Annotated in this window: 17 protein-coding genes and 1 pseudogene; 10 read left to right on the top strand and 8 right to left on the bottom strand. The window is 68.1% G+C overall.

Translation table 11 applies throughout. The features are described 5' to 3' along the window. Positions 1 to 4 precede the first annotated feature (4 nt). Genes ABT130_RS32655 through ABT130_RS32645 form a run of 3 tightly spaced genes read right to left on the bottom strand, consistent with a single transcriptional unit; the run spans position 5 to position 1,452 of the window. On the bottom strand, positions 5 to 547 hold the full coding sequence (locus ABT130_RS32655) for an NADH-quinone oxidoreductase subunit C (RefSeq protein WP_350918216.1): 543 nt from the start codon (positions 545 to 547) through the stop codon (positions 5 to 7). Continuing rightward, a complete protein-coding gene (locus ABT130_RS32650; RefSeq protein WP_451934916.1) occupies positions 540 to 1,037 on the bottom strand; it encodes an NADH-quinone oxidoreductase subunit B in 498 nt (165 codons plus the stop codon). Before ABT130_RS32650 ends, ABT130_RS32655 begins: the two co-directional genes overlap by 8 nt. Before the next feature lie 43 nt (positions 1,038 to 1,080). Continuing rightward, on the bottom strand, positions 1,081 to 1,452 hold the full coding sequence (locus ABT130_RS32645) for an NADH-quinone oxidoreductase subunit A (protein WP_350918219.1): 372 nt from the start codon (positions 1,450 to 1,452) through the stop codon (positions 1,081 to 1,083). A 179-nt stretch (positions 1,453 to 1,631) separates the two neighbouring features. On the opposite strand from ABT130_RS32645, the gene ABT130_RS32640 reads away from it, so the two are divergent. The 4 genes from ABT130_RS32640 (at position 1,632) to ABT130_RS32625 (ending at position 7,489) form a co-directional block, all read left to right on the top strand. Further along, complete coding sequence (locus tag ABT130_RS32640) at positions 1,632 to 3,107, top strand: polysaccharide deacetylase family protein (RefSeq protein WP_350961939.1); 1,476 nt, start codon at positions 1,632 to 1,634, stop codon at positions 3,105 to 3,107. 377 nt (positions 3,108 to 3,484) lie between these two features. Then, on the top strand, positions 3,485 to 5,338 hold the full coding sequence (locus ABT130_RS32635) for a 2-oxoacid:acceptor oxidoreductase subunit alpha (RefSeq protein ID WP_350918224.1): 1,854 nt from the start codon (positions 3,485 to 3,487) through the stop codon (positions 5,336 to 5,338). A gap of 10 nt (positions 5,339 to 5,348) precedes the next feature. Next, a complete protein-coding gene (locus tag ABT130_RS32630) occupies positions 5,349 to 6,395 on the top strand; it encodes a 2-oxoacid:ferredoxin oxidoreductase subunit beta (RefSeq protein WP_350961936.1) in 1,047 nt (348 codons plus the stop codon). Between the two features lie 143 nt (positions 6,396 to 6,538). Then, a complete protein-coding gene (locus ABT130_RS32625) occupies positions 6,539 to 7,489 on the top strand; it encodes an NAD-dependent epimerase/dehydratase family protein (RefSeq protein ID WP_350961933.1) in 951 nt (316 codons plus the stop codon). A gap of 149 nt (positions 7,490 to 7,638) precedes the next feature. Here ABT130_RS32625 and ABT130_RS32620 read toward each other — a convergent pair whose 3' ends face one another. Together ABT130_RS32620 and ABT130_RS32615 are read right to left on the bottom strand one after the other, a co-directional pair. After that, a complete protein-coding gene (locus ABT130_RS32620) occupies positions 7,639 to 8,001 on the bottom strand; it encodes a hypothetical protein (protein WP_350961930.1) in 363 nt (120 codons plus the stop codon). An 88-nt stretch (positions 8,002 to 8,089) separates the two neighbouring features. Further along, positions 8,090 to 8,533, bottom strand: a complete 444-nt coding sequence (locus tag ABT130_RS32615) for an HNH endonuclease (protein WP_350918236.1) — start codon at positions 8,531 to 8,533, stop codon at positions 8,090 to 8,092. An 87-nt stretch (positions 8,534 to 8,620) separates the two neighbouring features. On the opposite strand from ABT130_RS32615, the gene ABT130_RS32610 reads away from it, so the two are divergent. Both ABT130_RS32610 and ABT130_RS32605 read left to right on the top strand, forming a co-directional pair. Then, positions 8,621 to 8,980 (top strand): type II toxin-antitoxin system RelE/ParE family toxin, encoded by a 360-nt coding sequence (locus ABT130_RS32610; RefSeq protein ID WP_350918239.1) that lies wholly within the window; start codon positions 8,621 to 8,623, stop codon positions 8,978 to 8,980. Then, positions 8,977 to 9,315, top strand: a complete 339-nt coding sequence (locus tag ABT130_RS32605; protein ID WP_329089275.1) for an XRE family transcriptional regulator — start codon at positions 8,977 to 8,979, stop codon at positions 9,313 to 9,315. Before ABT130_RS32610 ends, ABT130_RS32605 begins: the two co-directional genes overlap by 4 nt. A 63-nt stretch (positions 9,316 to 9,378) precedes the next feature. Here ABT130_RS32605 and ABT130_RS32600 read toward each other — a convergent pair whose 3' ends face one another. The 3 genes from ABT130_RS32600 to ABT130_RS32590 all read right to left on the bottom strand — a co-directional run bounded on the left by ABT130_RS32600 (position 9,379) and on the right by ABT130_RS32590 (position 10,695). After that, a complete protein-coding gene (locus ABT130_RS32600; protein WP_350961927.1) occupies positions 9,379 to 9,591 on the bottom strand; it encodes a DUF397 domain-containing protein in 213 nt (70 codons plus the stop codon). A 79-nt stretch (positions 9,592 to 9,670) separates the two neighbouring features. Then, entirely contained in the window at positions 9,671 to 9,883 is a 213-nt protein-coding gene (locus ABT130_RS32595) for a DUF397 domain-containing protein (protein WP_350961924.1), read from the bottom strand. Then, positions 9,874 to 10,695, bottom strand: a complete 822-nt coding sequence (locus ABT130_RS32590) for a helix-turn-helix domain-containing protein (protein ID WP_350961920.1) — start codon at positions 10,693 to 10,695, stop codon at positions 9,874 to 9,876. Before ABT130_RS32590 ends, ABT130_RS32595 begins: the two co-directional genes overlap by 10 nt. 652 nt (positions 10,696 to 11,347) lie before the next feature. On the opposite strand from ABT130_RS32590, the gene ABT130_RS32585 reads away from it, so the two are divergent. From ABT130_RS32585 to ABT130_RS47835, 4 genes and pseudogenes are all read left to right on the top strand, one after another. Beyond that, positions 11,348 to 11,701 carry a hypothetical protein gene (locus ABT130_RS32585; RefSeq protein ID WP_350961917.1) on the top strand — a complete coding sequence of 118 codons (354 nt, stop codon included), beginning with the start codon at positions 11,348 to 11,350 and terminating at the stop codon, positions 11,699 to 11,701. After that, entirely contained in the window at positions 11,698 to 12,552 is an 855-nt protein-coding gene (locus ABT130_RS32580) for an ATP-binding protein (protein WP_350961914.1), read from the top strand. Before ABT130_RS32585 ends, ABT130_RS32580 begins: the two co-directional genes overlap by 4 nt. Positions 12,553 to 12,693: 141 nt before the next feature. Further along, a complete protein-coding gene (locus ABT130_RS32575) occupies positions 12,694 to 13,104 on the top strand; it encodes a VOC family protein (protein WP_350918256.1) in 411 nt (136 codons plus the stop codon). A 180-nt stretch (positions 13,105 to 13,284) separates the two neighbouring features. After that, positions 13,285 to 13,408: pseudogene (locus ABT130_RS47835) on the top strand (AraC family transcriptional regulator); the annotation flags it as partial.

The raw sequence follows: 13,408 nt of genomic DNA, 5'->3' as shown, positions 1-13,408 counted from the left end.
TGTCTCAGCCGCCACGCTCGCGCCCCCAGTCGGTGGGCACCCCCGGCGGGAGCGTCTTGCGGCGGCTCGGCGAGCCGTGGTCGGACTCGCCGGGTTCCTTGGCTCCCGGCCACGCCTTGGCGACCCTGGCGGCCAGTACAAAGTCCTTGCGCAGCGGGAACCCCTCGAAGCCCTCGGGGAGCAGCAGCGGGACGAGGTTCGGGTGGCCCTCGAAGACGACGCCGAACATCTCGAAGGTCTCGCGCTCGTGCCAGTCGGCTCCGCGGAAGACGCCGACCGCGCTGGGCAGCCGGGGGTCCTCGCGCGCCACCCTGGTGCGCAGCAGCAGGTGGGCGTGAGAGGCCGGGGCGAACAGGTGCGCGACGACCGCGAAGGCCTCCGGCGGCTCGTCCACCGCGGTCAGCCAGTCGAAGAACTCGTACCCCTGGGATCTGGCGGATTCCAGCAGGGCGATCCAGTCGTCGGCGTCCACGTCGACGGTCCGGTAGCCGAAGGACTCCGACACCCGGGCGCCCTCGCCGTGGGTGAAGGGATGCAGGTCAGGCATAGCGGTCACCCAGGTTCTCGGCGGCGATCTTCTCCTGGAGCATCATGATGCCGTGGAGCAGCGCCTCGGGGCGGGGAGGGCAGCCGGGGACGTAGACGTCCACCGGGATGATCTGGTCGACGCCCTTGGTCACGCAGTAGGAGTCCCAGTAAGGACCGCCGGAGTTGGAGCAGGCACCGAAGGAGATCACGTACTTGGGCTCGGGCATCTGCTCGTAGAGCCGCTTGACCGCGGGGGCCATCTTGTCGGTCACCGTGCCCGAGACGATCATCAGATCCGCCTGCCGGGGACCGTTGGCGAACGGGATGACCCCGAACCTGATGAAGTCGTGCCTGCTCATCGAGGTCGCGATGAACTCGATGGCGCAGCAGGCCAGACCGAAGTTGAACGCCCACAGCGAGTAGCGACGCCCCCAGTTGAGGATGAAGCGCATGGGTTTGGGGGCGAGCCGTGATGCCGGGCCCACCGTGGGCATCGGGAGATCTGCCATGGCACGCATTCTCCTTCAGGGTCGGTGCTCGCGCTCGCCCGGTTCAGGTCCAGGTGAGCACGCGCTTGCGCCAGGCGTACAGGATGCCGAGCGCGATGAAGCCGAGGAAGACGAACATCTCGGCCAGGGTGGTCGTCCCGAAGCCCGGCTCGGCGAAGATCGTCGCCCAGGGGAAGAGGAAGACCGCGTCAACCGCGAAGATCACATAAAGGTAGGTGAACACGTAGTAGCGGACCTGGGACTGGGCCCAGCCGTCGCCGACCGGGTCGACGCCGCACTCGTAGGTGAGCAGCTTCTCGGCGGTGGGGCGGTTGGGACGGAGCGCCCGGTTGACGAGCAGCGCCCCGGCGACGATCAGCAGGCCGATCGCGAACAGCGCGAGGACCACCACATAAGAGCCGAAATATCCGCTCATGGCCTCTCCTCTTCGGGGCCTGCCGCACGGCCTCGTCCGATCTGCCGTACGCCCTACCTATAGCAGTATCCGTCCTTCCCGTCATGCGGCGAAGCCCACGTACCCAAGACCACTAAAGCCTCCGTGCACTTAACCTCAAATCAGGGTAAATGCACTGTTACCGCACCTAAGGTGACTTCATGCGCAACCTGCGATTCGCCGGAGGAATCGCCTGGATGGCCGTGACGATCGCCGGTTGCGGCGCAGCCGTCACCCCCTCTTCCGCGAAGGCCCCCATGCCCTCGGAGCCCACATTGATCAATTATGTGGACCCCTCGGTGGTCCAGGGCCTGAGCACACGGACCCTGTTCTCCGGAGAGACGGGAAACCGGCACGTGCACGCCGTCTATCCGGCCGTCCCCGGCGCCCCCCGCCTCACCGAGAAGCTCCGCGGGACCGTGCGCGAAGAGCTCGACGGGTTCACCCGGCACAGCGCCCCCGCCGACGCCCTGCCCAAGCCCGAGTTCAACGTGGACTGGCAGCTCGCCGCCGCGTCCCCCGAGGTCCTGGGGGTACGGCTGCGCATCGGTCACTCCATGGAGTCGGGCTGGAGCGAGGCGCGCACCACCGTCTGGTACGACCGGGTGAAGGGGCGCGTCCTCGACTCCGCCGACCTGCTCACCGGCCGTCCCGCGCTGGTCACGCTGGCCGGGATCGTCAGGGGCGAGCTGAGGCTGCGGGGACCGCTGGTGACCCCGAACGCGCTCAGGCCGGACCGGGAGATGTTCGACTCCCTCGGTTTCAACCCGCGTGGCGACCTCGTCGTGGAGTTCGACGACGAGCAGGTGGGGCTGGGGGTCGCCGGCCGGGTGGCGGTCGCCGTACCGTCCGCGACCGCGGCGCCGCTGCTGTCGGAGATCGGGCTGCGGGCACAGCGCTCGGCCGTGCAGGCGAAGAAGGCTCCGGCCCCCACGTCGCGGGAGGAGATCAAGGCCGCGAGCACCGACAAGCCGCCGGCGCGCAGCTCCATGGCGGGCAGCGTGGACTGCGCGAAGCTCAAGTGCGTGGCGCTGACCTACGACGACGGGCCGGGCCCCGAGACCGCGCGGCTGCTCGACACCCTCCGCGCCCACGGGGCGAGGGCGACCTTCTTCACCCTCGGTTCCAACGCCTCCGCCCGGCCCGACCTGCTCAGGCGGATGCGCGACGAGGGACACCTGGTGGCCAACCACACCTGGTCCCACCGCGATCTCACCATGCTGCCCCCCACCAGGATCGCCGACCAGCTCACCCGCGCGCAGCACTCGATCGCCCAGATCATCGGCCAGGTCCCCACCCTGATGCGCCCGCCGTACGGCGACAGCGACATTCAGGTGGCCTCCGTCGCGGGCCGCCTGAACATGGCCGTGGTGCGCTGGAACGTGGACCCCGAGGACCGCTGGGACCCCGACCCCCGGGCGATCGCCGGCCGGACCGTCGCCCGGGTCGAGCCCGGAGCGATCGTCCTCCTGCACGACTCCCACCCCGCGACGGTCGACGCGGCCCCGGAAATCCTGCGCCGGCTCTCCGCGGCGGGCTATACCTTTGTCACCGTCCCCGAGCTGTACGGATCGCGCGAGATGGTGCCCGGCCGGACCTACGACTCCGGGGGCGTTTCGACGGCGCCGGACCGGTAGCCGATGTCATAACCTGGAGCTATGGGGCCATAGCCTGAGGCGATGAGAACGCGGCCGCGACGGGACATATAGTTGGGCAGCGTGACCTCAACTGTCCTCTTCGCCCGCCTGCACGTTGACCTGTGCCGGCTCGCGGCGGGGCTGTGTCGGGACGGCCGTCCGCGATCGTGACCTCCACGTAGGCCGTGATCCGGCCGCAAAACGCGACATCCGCGCCCCAGGTTTCGACTCAGCGGCCGCAGAGGATGCGCGACACGGGTCGCCCTTCTCCGCCGAGTGGAACGCGAAAAGCCTACGCGTGACCCCCGAGGATCTAGCATGGAAAAAAGAATGTGCCACGAACAACGGCGCCCTGTCGCGTCGAGGAGGACTGAGCTGTGACCAAGCAGGTTCAGCAACTCGAACGCGTGATCATCCGTTTTGCCGGGGACTCCGGCGACGGCATGCAGCTGACCGGCGACCGTTTCACCGCCGGGACGGCTGAGTTCGGCAACGACCTGTCGACACTCCCCAACTTCCCCGCCGAGATCCGCGCCCCCGCAGGCACCCTGCCGGGCGTGTCGAGTTTTCAGCTCCACTTCGCCGACCACGACATCCTCACCCCGGGTGACGCGCCCAACGTCCTGGTCGCGATGAACCCCGCCGCGCTGAAGGCGAACCTCTCGGACCTGCCGCGTGGCGCCGACATCATCGCCAACACCGACGAGTTCACCAAGCGCAACCTGCAGAAGGTGGGCTACGCCGTCAGCCCGCTCGAGGACGACTCGCTCGCCGCGTGGCGGGTCCACTCGGTGCCGCTGACCTCGCTGACCGTCAAGGCCCTCGAAGGCTTCGCGCTGTCCAAGAAGGACGCCGAGCGCTCCAAGAACATGTTCGCCCTCGGGCTGCTGAGCTGGCTCTACCACCGGCCCACCGAGGCGACGATCCAGTTCCTGGAGACCAAGTTCGCCAAGAAGCCCGACATCGCCAAGGCCAACATCGCCGCCTTCCAGGCGGGCTGGAACTACGGCGAGACCACCGAGTCCTTCTCGGTCTCCTACGAGGTCAAGCCGGCCAAGCTGCCTCCTGGCGTGTACCGCAACATCTCCGGCAACCAGGCGCTCGCCTACGGCCTGATCGCGGCCTCGGTGCAGTCGAGGCTGCCGCTCTTCCTCGGGTCCTACCCGATCACCCCGGCCAGCGACATCCTGCACGAGCTCTCCAAGCACAAGCGGTTCGGCATCCGCACCTTCCAGGCCGAGGACGAGATCGCGGGCGTCGGCGCGGCGCTCGGCGCCTCCTTCGGCGGCGCCCTGGGCATCACGACGACCTCCGGGCCCGGTGTCGCGCTGAAGGCCGAGACCGTCGGCCTCGCGGTGACCACCGAGCTGCCGCTCATCGTGGTCGACGTGCAGCGTGCGGGTCCCAGCACCGGCATGCCCACCAAGACCGAGCAGACCGACCTCCTGATGGCCATGTACGGCCGCAACGGCGAGTCGCCGCTGCCGATCATCGCCCCCTCGACCCCCTCCGACTGCTTTGACGCGGCGGTGGAGGCGGCCAGGATCGCGGTGAAGTACCGCACCCCGGTCATGCTGCTCTCCGACGGCTACCTCGCCAACGGCTCCGAGCCGTGGAAGGTGCCCGACGCCGCCGATCTGCCCGACATCTCCACCGAGTTCGCCTCCGGGCCGAACGCCGAGGACGGCGTGACCTTCCTGCCGTTCAAGCGCGACCCCGAGACCCTCGCCCGCCCCTGGGCGATTCCCGGCACCGCCGGCCTGGAGCACCGGATCGGCGGTATCGAGAAGGCCGAGGGCACCGGGAACATCTCCTACGATCCCGACAACCACGACCGGATGGTCAGGATCCGCCAGGCCAAGATCGACGGGATCGCCCACGACATCCCGGCGCTTGAGGTGGACGACCCCGACGGCGACGCCCGCGTGCTGGTGCTCGGCTGGGGGTCCACCTACGGACCGATCGCGGCGGCCGCGCGGCGCATCAGGAAGGCCGGCGGCAAGGTCGCCCAGGCCCACCTGCGGCACGTCAACCCGCTGCCCGCCAACACCGGCGAGGTCCTGCGCGCGTACGACAAGGTGCTCCTGCCGGAGATCAACCTCGGCCAGCTCGCGCTGCTGCTCCGTGCCCGCTTCCTGGTCGACATCATCAGCTACAACCGAGTGCGTGGACTTCCGTTCAAGGCCGAAGAACTTGCCGGCGTGATCCAGGACGTGATCGACAGTGAGTAGTGGTACCGAATTGTCCGTCCCCGGAACCGGCGGGGGGCTTTCGCTGGTCCCGAAGTCCGAGGTCAAGCTCGGCATGAAGGACTTCAAGACCGACCAGGAGGTCCGCTGGTGCCCCGGATGCGGTGACTACGCCATCCTGGCCGCGGTCCAGTCGTTCGTGCCCGAGCTCGGCCTCAAGCGCGAGAACATGGTGTTCGTCTCGGGCATCGGCTGCTCCTCGCGGTTCCCGTACTACATGGACACCTACGGGTTCCACTCGATCCACGGCCGCGCCCCGGCGATCGCGACCGGCCTGGCCGCCTCGCGTCCCGACCTGTCGGTCTGGGTGATCACCGGTGACGGCGACTCGCTGTCCATCGGCGGCAACCACCTCATCCACGCGCTGCGCCGCAACGTCAACCTGAACATCCTGCTGTTCAACAACAGGATCTACGGTCTCACCAAGGGGCAGTACTCCCCGACCTCCGAGGTCGGCAAGATCACGAAGTCCACCCCGATGGGCTCGCTGGACAAGCCGTTCAACCCGATCTCGCTGGCCATCGGCGCCGAGGCCTCCTTCGTGGCCAGGACCATCGACTCCGACCGCAAGCACCTGCAGTCGGTGCTGCGCGAGGCCGCCGAGCACCGGGGCACCTCCCTGGTCGAGATCTACCAGAACTGCAACATCTTCAACGACAACGCCTTCGAGCAGTTGAAGGACCCGGAGCGGCGGGACGACATCACGCTCCGCCTGGAGCACGGCCAGCCCATCGCCTCGGCTTCCAAGGCGGTGCGCCGGGCGGCAGACGGCGGTATCGAGGTCGTCCCGAGGTCGTCGGTGAGCGAGGACGAGATCCTCGTGCACGACGCCCACCGCGCCGACCCCTCGCTGGCCTTCGCGCTCTCCCGGCTGGACGAGCCCGCCTTCGAGCACGTCCCGATCGGCGTCTTCCGCAGCGTCGCCCGCCCCTCCTACGACGAGCTCATGACCGAGCAACTCCAGGAGGCCGTCGACGAGCGGGGTCCCGGTGACCTGAACGACCTGCTGCTCGGCGGAGACACCTGGCGTATCGGCTGACAGCACACGGCAAGGCCCGCTCCTCGGAGCGGGCCTTTTCGCTTTTCCCTGGATTCTCGGCAATGCCTGCCGATATCCGACGTCGCGAGGTATGAATTATCCGGTCCTTCCCCGAGAACCCCGCTCGAACAGGGAGAGCTCACATGCGAAGCCCGGTACCGGCACATGCCTCCGTGCACGGAGCAGAGGATCACTGGCGTGGGAGACGGGTGCTGGTGACGGGGGCGGGCGGCTTCATCGGGGCCCACCTGGTGCGACGCCTGGGCGCGCTCGGCGCACGGGTGCACGCGGTCGGCCGCCGGGTCAGGGAGAGCACGGACGGCGAGACCTGGCACGTCGCCGACGTCGCCGACGTGGACGCGGTCAACGGACTCCTCGACTCCGTCCAGCCGACCGTGGTGTTCCACCTGGCCAGCGAGGTAGCCGGGGCCAGGGACCCCCGGCTCGTGCTGCCGATGCTGCACAGCAACCTCACCGGCGTGGTCAACCTGCTCACGGCGGTCGCCGGCGCCCCGGGGACCCGGGTGGTGCTGGCGGGCTCGCTGGAGGAACCCAGGCCGGAGGAGGGGGACAGGGCGCCGTCCTCGCCCTATGCGGTCTCCAAGTGGGCCGCGGACGGCTACGCGCGGATGTTCCACCACCTGTGGGGCGTACAGGTCAGCAACCTGCGAATCGGCATGGTCTACGGGCCTGGCCACCAGGACACCCGCAAGCTGGTCCCCTATGTGACGCTGTCACTGCTGCGCGGCCAGGAGCCCGAGCTGGGCAGCGGGACGCGCGAGCTCGACTGGGTGTACGTGGACGACGTGGTCGACGCCTTCCTCGCAGCGGGCGAGACCCCGGACGCGGCGGGCCGGGCCTTCGACATCGGTACGGGGACGGGCACCTCGATCCGCGACACGGTGGACCTGCTCTCCCGGATCATCGGCGGCCGGATCGGCCCCCGCTACGGCGCGCTCACCGACAGACCACTGGACAGCGCCAGGATCGCCGACCCGGCCCCCGCCGCCGAGACCCTCGACTGGCGGCCCACCGTCGGCCTTGAGGAGGGGCTACGGCGGACCGTCGCCTGGTTCGCCCGCGAAAACGGCTGAGCGAGTGGCTTGACTGAGCCACCCCGCGCCCGCAAACAGGCGTAATACGACGACGGAAGCCCTCGGCCAGGTTGCCGAGGGCTTCTCTCGTTCCAGGAGCGACGTTGACTCATTTGGTGAGTCGGCGGTACTTCCATGGGTGCGCTCCTTCACGAAGGCGAGAACAGGGAGCCCTGCTGGACCCGCCGGTATCGCGCGTCTCTGCTCCTGGGTGAGCTTCCCACCAGTTCGACGACGCCCTCCTCTCGCATGATCGACAGCCAGCGGCGTACGGTCTGGTCGCCCAGGCCGGTGCGCGTTGCCAACTCGGCACGGGACAGGGTTTCGTCACCGAGTGCTTCCAGCAGCTGAGGGCGTCGGTCTGCTCGTGATGACGCGGGCGTCCCGACGGCAGCCGACCGGAGCAGGCGCGGGGGCAGCTCGTAGCGGGCCCATCTCCGTGCCCCGCTGCGGTCAAGGTCCTTGAAAGCGTACGGCCAGCTGACTCTCAGCCGTGTGATCAGCGACTCCACTTAGCTAGCATGTTAGCTGGCATGTGGAGGCGAAAGGGGCGATTCTCGCCATCTTCTCCTGCTGGGAGAACCTGGCAGGCCTCGTGACTCAGGACGCCAGGAACACCTCGTCCAGGTGCCATTCGAGGGTCTCGGGGTCGGGGCGGTCACGGCGGTGCCGAGGAAGGGCTATCTGGCTTCCGGCACGCCGATAGAACTGCTCGCCGTTGCCGAACTCCTCGCGAAGCCGTGGGCTGACCCGCAGCCGATACGTGGGATCGAGCGCCAGGTAACCGCGGTCGAAGAGGGTGTGGATATCCGAGCGCAGCAGCAGCCCATTGTCCAGACGGTGCTCACCCCCGGCGGAGACGGGACGGATGTGGGCGGCCTGCAGGACGGGACGGATCCTGTCGCCGGTGATGGCGCAGCGCCGGTCGTAGGCATTCAGCACGACGGCCCGGAACGCCTGCTGGCCGAGCCGCGCTTGGCGCCACCGGGGACGGTCCGCACCCGCAAACAGCCGCAAAAGGACGAGCTGGTAGGAGCAGAGCAAGCGGCTTGCTCCTCTGATCAGAAAAGTGCCTCCTTGCTGCTGTCTTAATGCCAGGGTTAAGCTATGGATGGAGCTGGGTGGCAGGTCGTGCTGGTTGCCGAGGTCGCCGACTGGTACGACCGGCTATGCCAGGACGACTGGGACAGCGCCGAGCAGGTTGAAAACGCCATAGACATGCTGGCGCAGGTCGGGCCGACACTGGGCCGACCGCTGGTGGATCGCATCAAGGGAGCCGATAACCACCATCTGAAAGAGTTGCGACCTGGCTCGTCGAAAGGAAGCGAGATCCGCATTCTGTTCGCATTCGACCCGGTTCGCCGGGCAGTGCTTCTGGTCGCGGGCGACAAGGCCGGCAACTGGGACCATTGGTATGACACGAACGTACCGATGGCAGAGAAGCGGTACGCCGAGCACATAGCGGAGCTGGCTAGCAGGGAGTACGAATGAGCGCGGTCAACTGGGACGAGGTGAAGCAGCGGGCGCGGGAGCGGCGCCAGGCTGCGGGACTGCCCGTGCAATCGGATGCCGAGAAGTCCGCCGCGATGGAGCAGCTCGCCGCGGAGGTCAGGGCGCACAAGCTCGCGGAGATCAGGCGTGAGCAGGATCTGACCCAGCGCGACGTGGCCACCACCATGGGGGTCTCCGGCCCAAGGGTCTCGGCCATCGAACACGGGGAGGTCGACCGCGTCGAGGTGGCGACCCTGCGCTCCTACGTCGAGGCCCTCGGCGGGCGGCTGCGCGTGGTGGCCGATTTCGGCGACGTCGAATACACCGTGGCATAGCCCGTACGACGCCAGAAGCCCTCGGCCACCTGGTCGAGGGCTTCCCTGTTTCCGGGAGTGGAGTCAGAAGTCGAACTCGCCCTTCTTGGCGCCGTCAATGAAGGCGTCCCAGACACTCGCGCTCACCACGAACGGCGCCCGCTCGGGAGCCTCGGTGTCCCGCAAACCCACCCGACCACCCGACAACGGCGCAACCTCTAGGCAGTTGCCCTGGTCGGATCCGCTCTTGGTGGCCTTGCGCCAGGCCGCGCTCTTCAGCTCATCACTCAGGTCCACGGTTTCTCCGCCTCTCCGCTGTTGGCGGTACAGACGGGAAAGCCCCTGGCGAGAACCTTCCCGTGTTCCGAGGTTGGGGCTAGAAGTCGAACTCGCCCTTCTTGGCGCCGTCGACGAAGGCGTCCCAGACACTCGCGCTCACCACGAACGGCGCCTGCTCAGGAGCCTCGGTGTCCCGCAAACCCACCCGACCACCCGACAGCGGAGCCACCTCCAGGCAGTCCCCACCATTGGGCCCGCTCTTGGTGGCCTTGCGCCAGGCCGCGGTCCTCAGCTCTTCACTCAGATCCACGTTTTTTCTGCCTCTCTGATCAAATCGATCGAGACATGCTGAGAGTGTGCCTCAGCTCGGATGGTGTCGTACGTAGCCTGGATGGCTTCGACATCCTCTGGCCGATTGGTAACTTGACCGTTTAGTGCAGATTCGAGATACACAATATCCACGCTTCCTTGAATCTGCGCAATGACGAAACCACCAAGAACCCCCGTGGTTACCCCAAGAGCCAGCGGAAGCACCTGGATAACGATCTTGGGCGACGCGAAGCTAATGAGCAGGCGTTCAATCTGAGCGCGCATGACTTCCTTGCCGCCGATCGGGCGGTACAGAACACCCTCATCCAACACCACACGCAGCATCGGCGGGGCAGCCCGAGCGAAGATGGTTTGCCGCTCCATTCGAGCCGCCACGAGTTTCTCTACCTCATCATCCGTTACGCCGGGTTTTCCGCGCAGCACTGCTCGCGCGTATTCCTCGGTCTGAAGAAGGCCAGGAACGACGAGCGGTTGCCAGGTGTGCAGCGTATGCGCTGCCGGTTCGACCTCTAGCCAATCCCGGAACCATCGAGGGCTCGCCGCGTGGGTGATGTACGTCCAGTACTGGATGAGTTCCCCGTTCGCACCCAGAGCGTCATCGCAGCGTTGTGCCAGGTTGTGGCTGGGATTGCGCTCGCCCCTCTCGGTGAAGCTCAGCAGGCTCCTGCTGAACTGAGTCACCTCGGCCAGGTCGTCCTGGGTCATTTTTGCCTTTTTTCGGTACTTGCGGAGTTCCGCGCCGAAGAGAACCCATTTTTCGTTTTTCGGGTTGGATTTGGGGTTCATGGACATTTCGGCTCCGTCCCACGGGGAATTCCACATCGCGGCACAAGGGACACAGCTTTCCACAAATTGTCACATTGATGTGCCTCGACTTTCGGTGCCTAAAGTAGCCATTCGAGAGCACTCTGTGAAGAGGTTCGGGAGAGCAGAAACATCGCCGGGGCGGCCCTCCCCTGCGCTCGGGAGGCACCCCTTCAAAGCCATCGAAAAAATCACCGTATATGTCCGGATAAGGGGAATGGAAATGTTCGTCGATTCAGTGGAAAACGCACTCTCGGCCGCGCTTCACGCCTTTGCCGGATACACACCTGTCACCGCTGAGTAAGTCCTCCGGAGGGGGCGGACGTCACCTCCCTCGACGTCACCTCCCGCAAGGCGGACACCCCCGGCGCATCGCCCCTAACCCACAAACAGAGCGGGGCCTGCCACGGCACGGCACGCCACGACAAGCCCCTCGACCGGACTACGGAGGTCCGATCTGATGCACAACCCTAGAGGAAACCCCAGGCCGATCCGGGTACGTTGGCACGCGAACCGGCCGCCGATGCCCCTCGGCTGCCGCTGGTGCGGCCATCCCCCATACGCACACGAGGCCGCCAGCCTCCCGCACCGCACGCACCATCACTGGGAGCAGCCCACCCCCACCCAGGTACACGCCCGAATGACCACCCGCCGCCGCCTCGGCCTCTCCGGCCACCCGGCGGCCCACCCCACCCACCGCCCCCTCATCCCGCCACCCCCGATCACCTCCCCCGGCCAGGCCACGGCCTTCCCCGAACACCCCCCGACGCCCCCTGCCAAGGAGGTTCCGGCAACCTCCCCCGAACACCCTCCGTTGCTCTCCACCGAGCAGGTTCCGATGCTCCCCTCCGGGCACACACCATCCCCCGGCCGGCACCGGCGACCGGAGTCGGCCGTGACCACGGCCGCCGTGCCGTACCGGCGTGGAAGGCCGCTGGGCACCCGTACCCCCTCCGGTAAGCACACCCCGTACCGGCAGGGAGCGACGGCATGAACGGGCGCGACCCCCAGGTCCGGCAGAGCGGGCGGCACCGGCGAGGAACGGCCACCGCGCAGGTCGTCTCCCGGCCCTGGGACCTGGCCGAGCGAGCCCGCGCCGAGCGGCTCGACCAGATCGAGCCCGCCTGGACCGTCTGGTACGGCCCCGGCACCCGGCGCTTCCACGCCGTCGCCGGCTGGCCCGCCCCCGAACCCCTGATCGTCCAGGCCGACACCGCCGACGAGCTACGCGACCTGATGCGCGAGGCCGAACACAGCACACCGCCACCCCAAGGAGGGCCCATGCCCGAGACCCCGGACACCCCACCGGCCCTGGACGACTCGCGGACTCCAGTCGGCCCGCGCACCGTCTGCTGGGACCTGCCACATGACCTGCCGATCATCGGCAAGACCCGCGCCATGGTGCGCGAGACCCTCGCCGCCTGGGCGCTCCACCACCTCGTCGACGACGCCGTCCTGGTGGTCGGCGAGCTGCTCGCCAACGCGATCATCCACGGCGAGCCCGTGGTCAGGCTCTCCCTGTGGACCGGCGCGGACGAGTTCCAGATCCAGGTCACCGACCGGGGTCCCGGACGGCCCCGGCACCTCGCCCTCGGCGTCGAAGCCATCCACGGCCGCGGCCTGACCATCGTCAGAGCCCTCGCCCACGACACCGGCGTCACCCCCCTCCCCAACCATCCGGGCAAAACCATCTGGGCCCGCTGGCGCCTTCCCCTTCGAACCCGCCCGCCCGGCTATCCGGGCATCGCTGTGGGAGGAGCCGTCCGGTCGGGAGGCTACGGCCCGGGAGTGGGTGGAGCGCTCCCGGGAGCAGAACGCGGAGCCGAACCGGCGGCTGGTGGCTGAGCAGGAGGCGCTGCCCCGGTCTGTGATCACTGGGGACGGTTGAGGAGATCCTGGGCGGTGCGCGCGACGGGCGAAACAGGTGGCCCGATCGATCAGGAATCGAGAAGCGCGGGTCACAAAGCCGCAGCTAGCCTGATTGTCATGGACATCACCATTCACACGAGCTTCCTCCCGCATGACGACCCGGACGCGTCCCTGGCCTTCTACCGTGACGCCCTCGGCTTCGAGGTCCGCAGCGACGTCGGACAGGGCAAGATGCGCTGGATCACGGTCGGCCCCGTCGGCCAGCCCGGCACGTCCATCCTCCTGGCGCCGCCGGCCGCCGACCCCGGGATCACCGACGACGAGCGCCGCACCATCGCCGAGATGATGGCCAAGGGCACCTACGGCTGGATCCTGCTGGCCACCCCCGACCTCGACGGCACTTTCGAGAAGCTGCAGGCCGGTGACGCCGAGGTCGTCCAGGAGCTGGTCGAGCAGCCGTACGGCGTCCGCGACTGCGCCTTCCGCGACCCCGCGGGCAACCTGGTCCGCATCCAGGAGCTCCGCTGAGCCGTCCGGTCATCGATTCGGCCACGATGGCCGGCGTCGCGACCACCGGCCTCCATCCCGCCACCGAGCAGTTGCTCGACCGACTCGTCGACTCCGGCAAGCCGGTCATCGAGCACCTCGCCGCCTGCCCCGGCATGCGGCCCAACCGCTCACGGACATCGACGAAAAAGGAGTTCTCCCATGTGTCACCCCTCGTGGGGGCGCGCACGCGCCGCGGCGCAGCGCCTGAGCGACCTCGCGCGACTGCGCCGCGTCCGCGACCGGATCGACCGGGAGTACGCGCAGCCGCTGAACGTCGAGGCGC

It is taken from the genome of Streptosporangium sp. NPDC001681 (assembly GCF_040298085.1).
In the GTDB taxonomy this organism is placed as follows: Bacteria; Actinomycetota; Actinomycetes; order Streptosporangiales; family Streptosporangiaceae; genus Streptosporangium.
Note: the sequence above shows the minus strand (reverse complement) of the source record. Positions and strands in the feature narration are given on the sequence as shown.

Bases quoted from the DNA above. Each gene is read 5' to 3' on its own strand.
- ABT130_RS32655 (WP_350918216.1), bottom strand. From the start codon at position 547: ATGCCTGACCTGCATCCCTTCACCCACGGCGAGGGCGCCCGGGTGTCG.
- ABT130_RS32650 (WP_451934916.1), bottom strand. From the start codon at position 1,037: ATGGCAGATCTCCCGATGCCCACGGTGGGCCCGGCATCACGGCTCGCC.
- ABT130_RS32645 (WP_350918219.1), bottom strand. From the start codon at position 1,452: ATGAGCGGATATTTCGGCTCTTATGTGGTGGTCCTCGCGCTGTTCGCG.
- ABT130_RS32640 (WP_350961939.1), top strand. From the start codon at position 1,632: ATGCGCAACCTGCGATTCGCCGGAGGAATCGCCTGGATGGCCGTGACG.
- ABT130_RS32625 (WP_350961933.1), top strand. From the start codon at position 6,539: ATGCGAAGCCCGGTACCGGCACATGCCTCCGTGCACGGAGCAGAGGAT.
- ABT130_RS32605 (WP_329089275.1), top strand. From the start codon at position 8,977: ATGAGCGCGGTCAACTGGGACGAGGTGAAGCAGCGGGCGCGGGAGCGG.
- ABT130_RS32590 (WP_350961920.1), bottom strand. From the start codon at position 10,695: ATGTCCATGAACCCCAAATCCAACCCGAAAAACGAAAAATGGGTTCTC.
- ABT130_RS32585 (WP_350961917.1), top strand. From the start codon at position 11,348: ATGACCACCCGCCGCCGCCTCGGCCTCTCCGGCCACCCGGCGGCCCAC.
- ABT130_RS32580 (WP_350961914.1), top strand. From the start codon at position 11,698: ATGAACGGGCGCGACCCCCAGGTCCGGCAGAGCGGGCGGCACCGGCGA.
- ABT130_RS32575 (WP_350918256.1), top strand. From the start codon at position 12,694: ATGGACATCACCATTCACACGAGCTTCCTCCCGCATGACGACCCGGAC.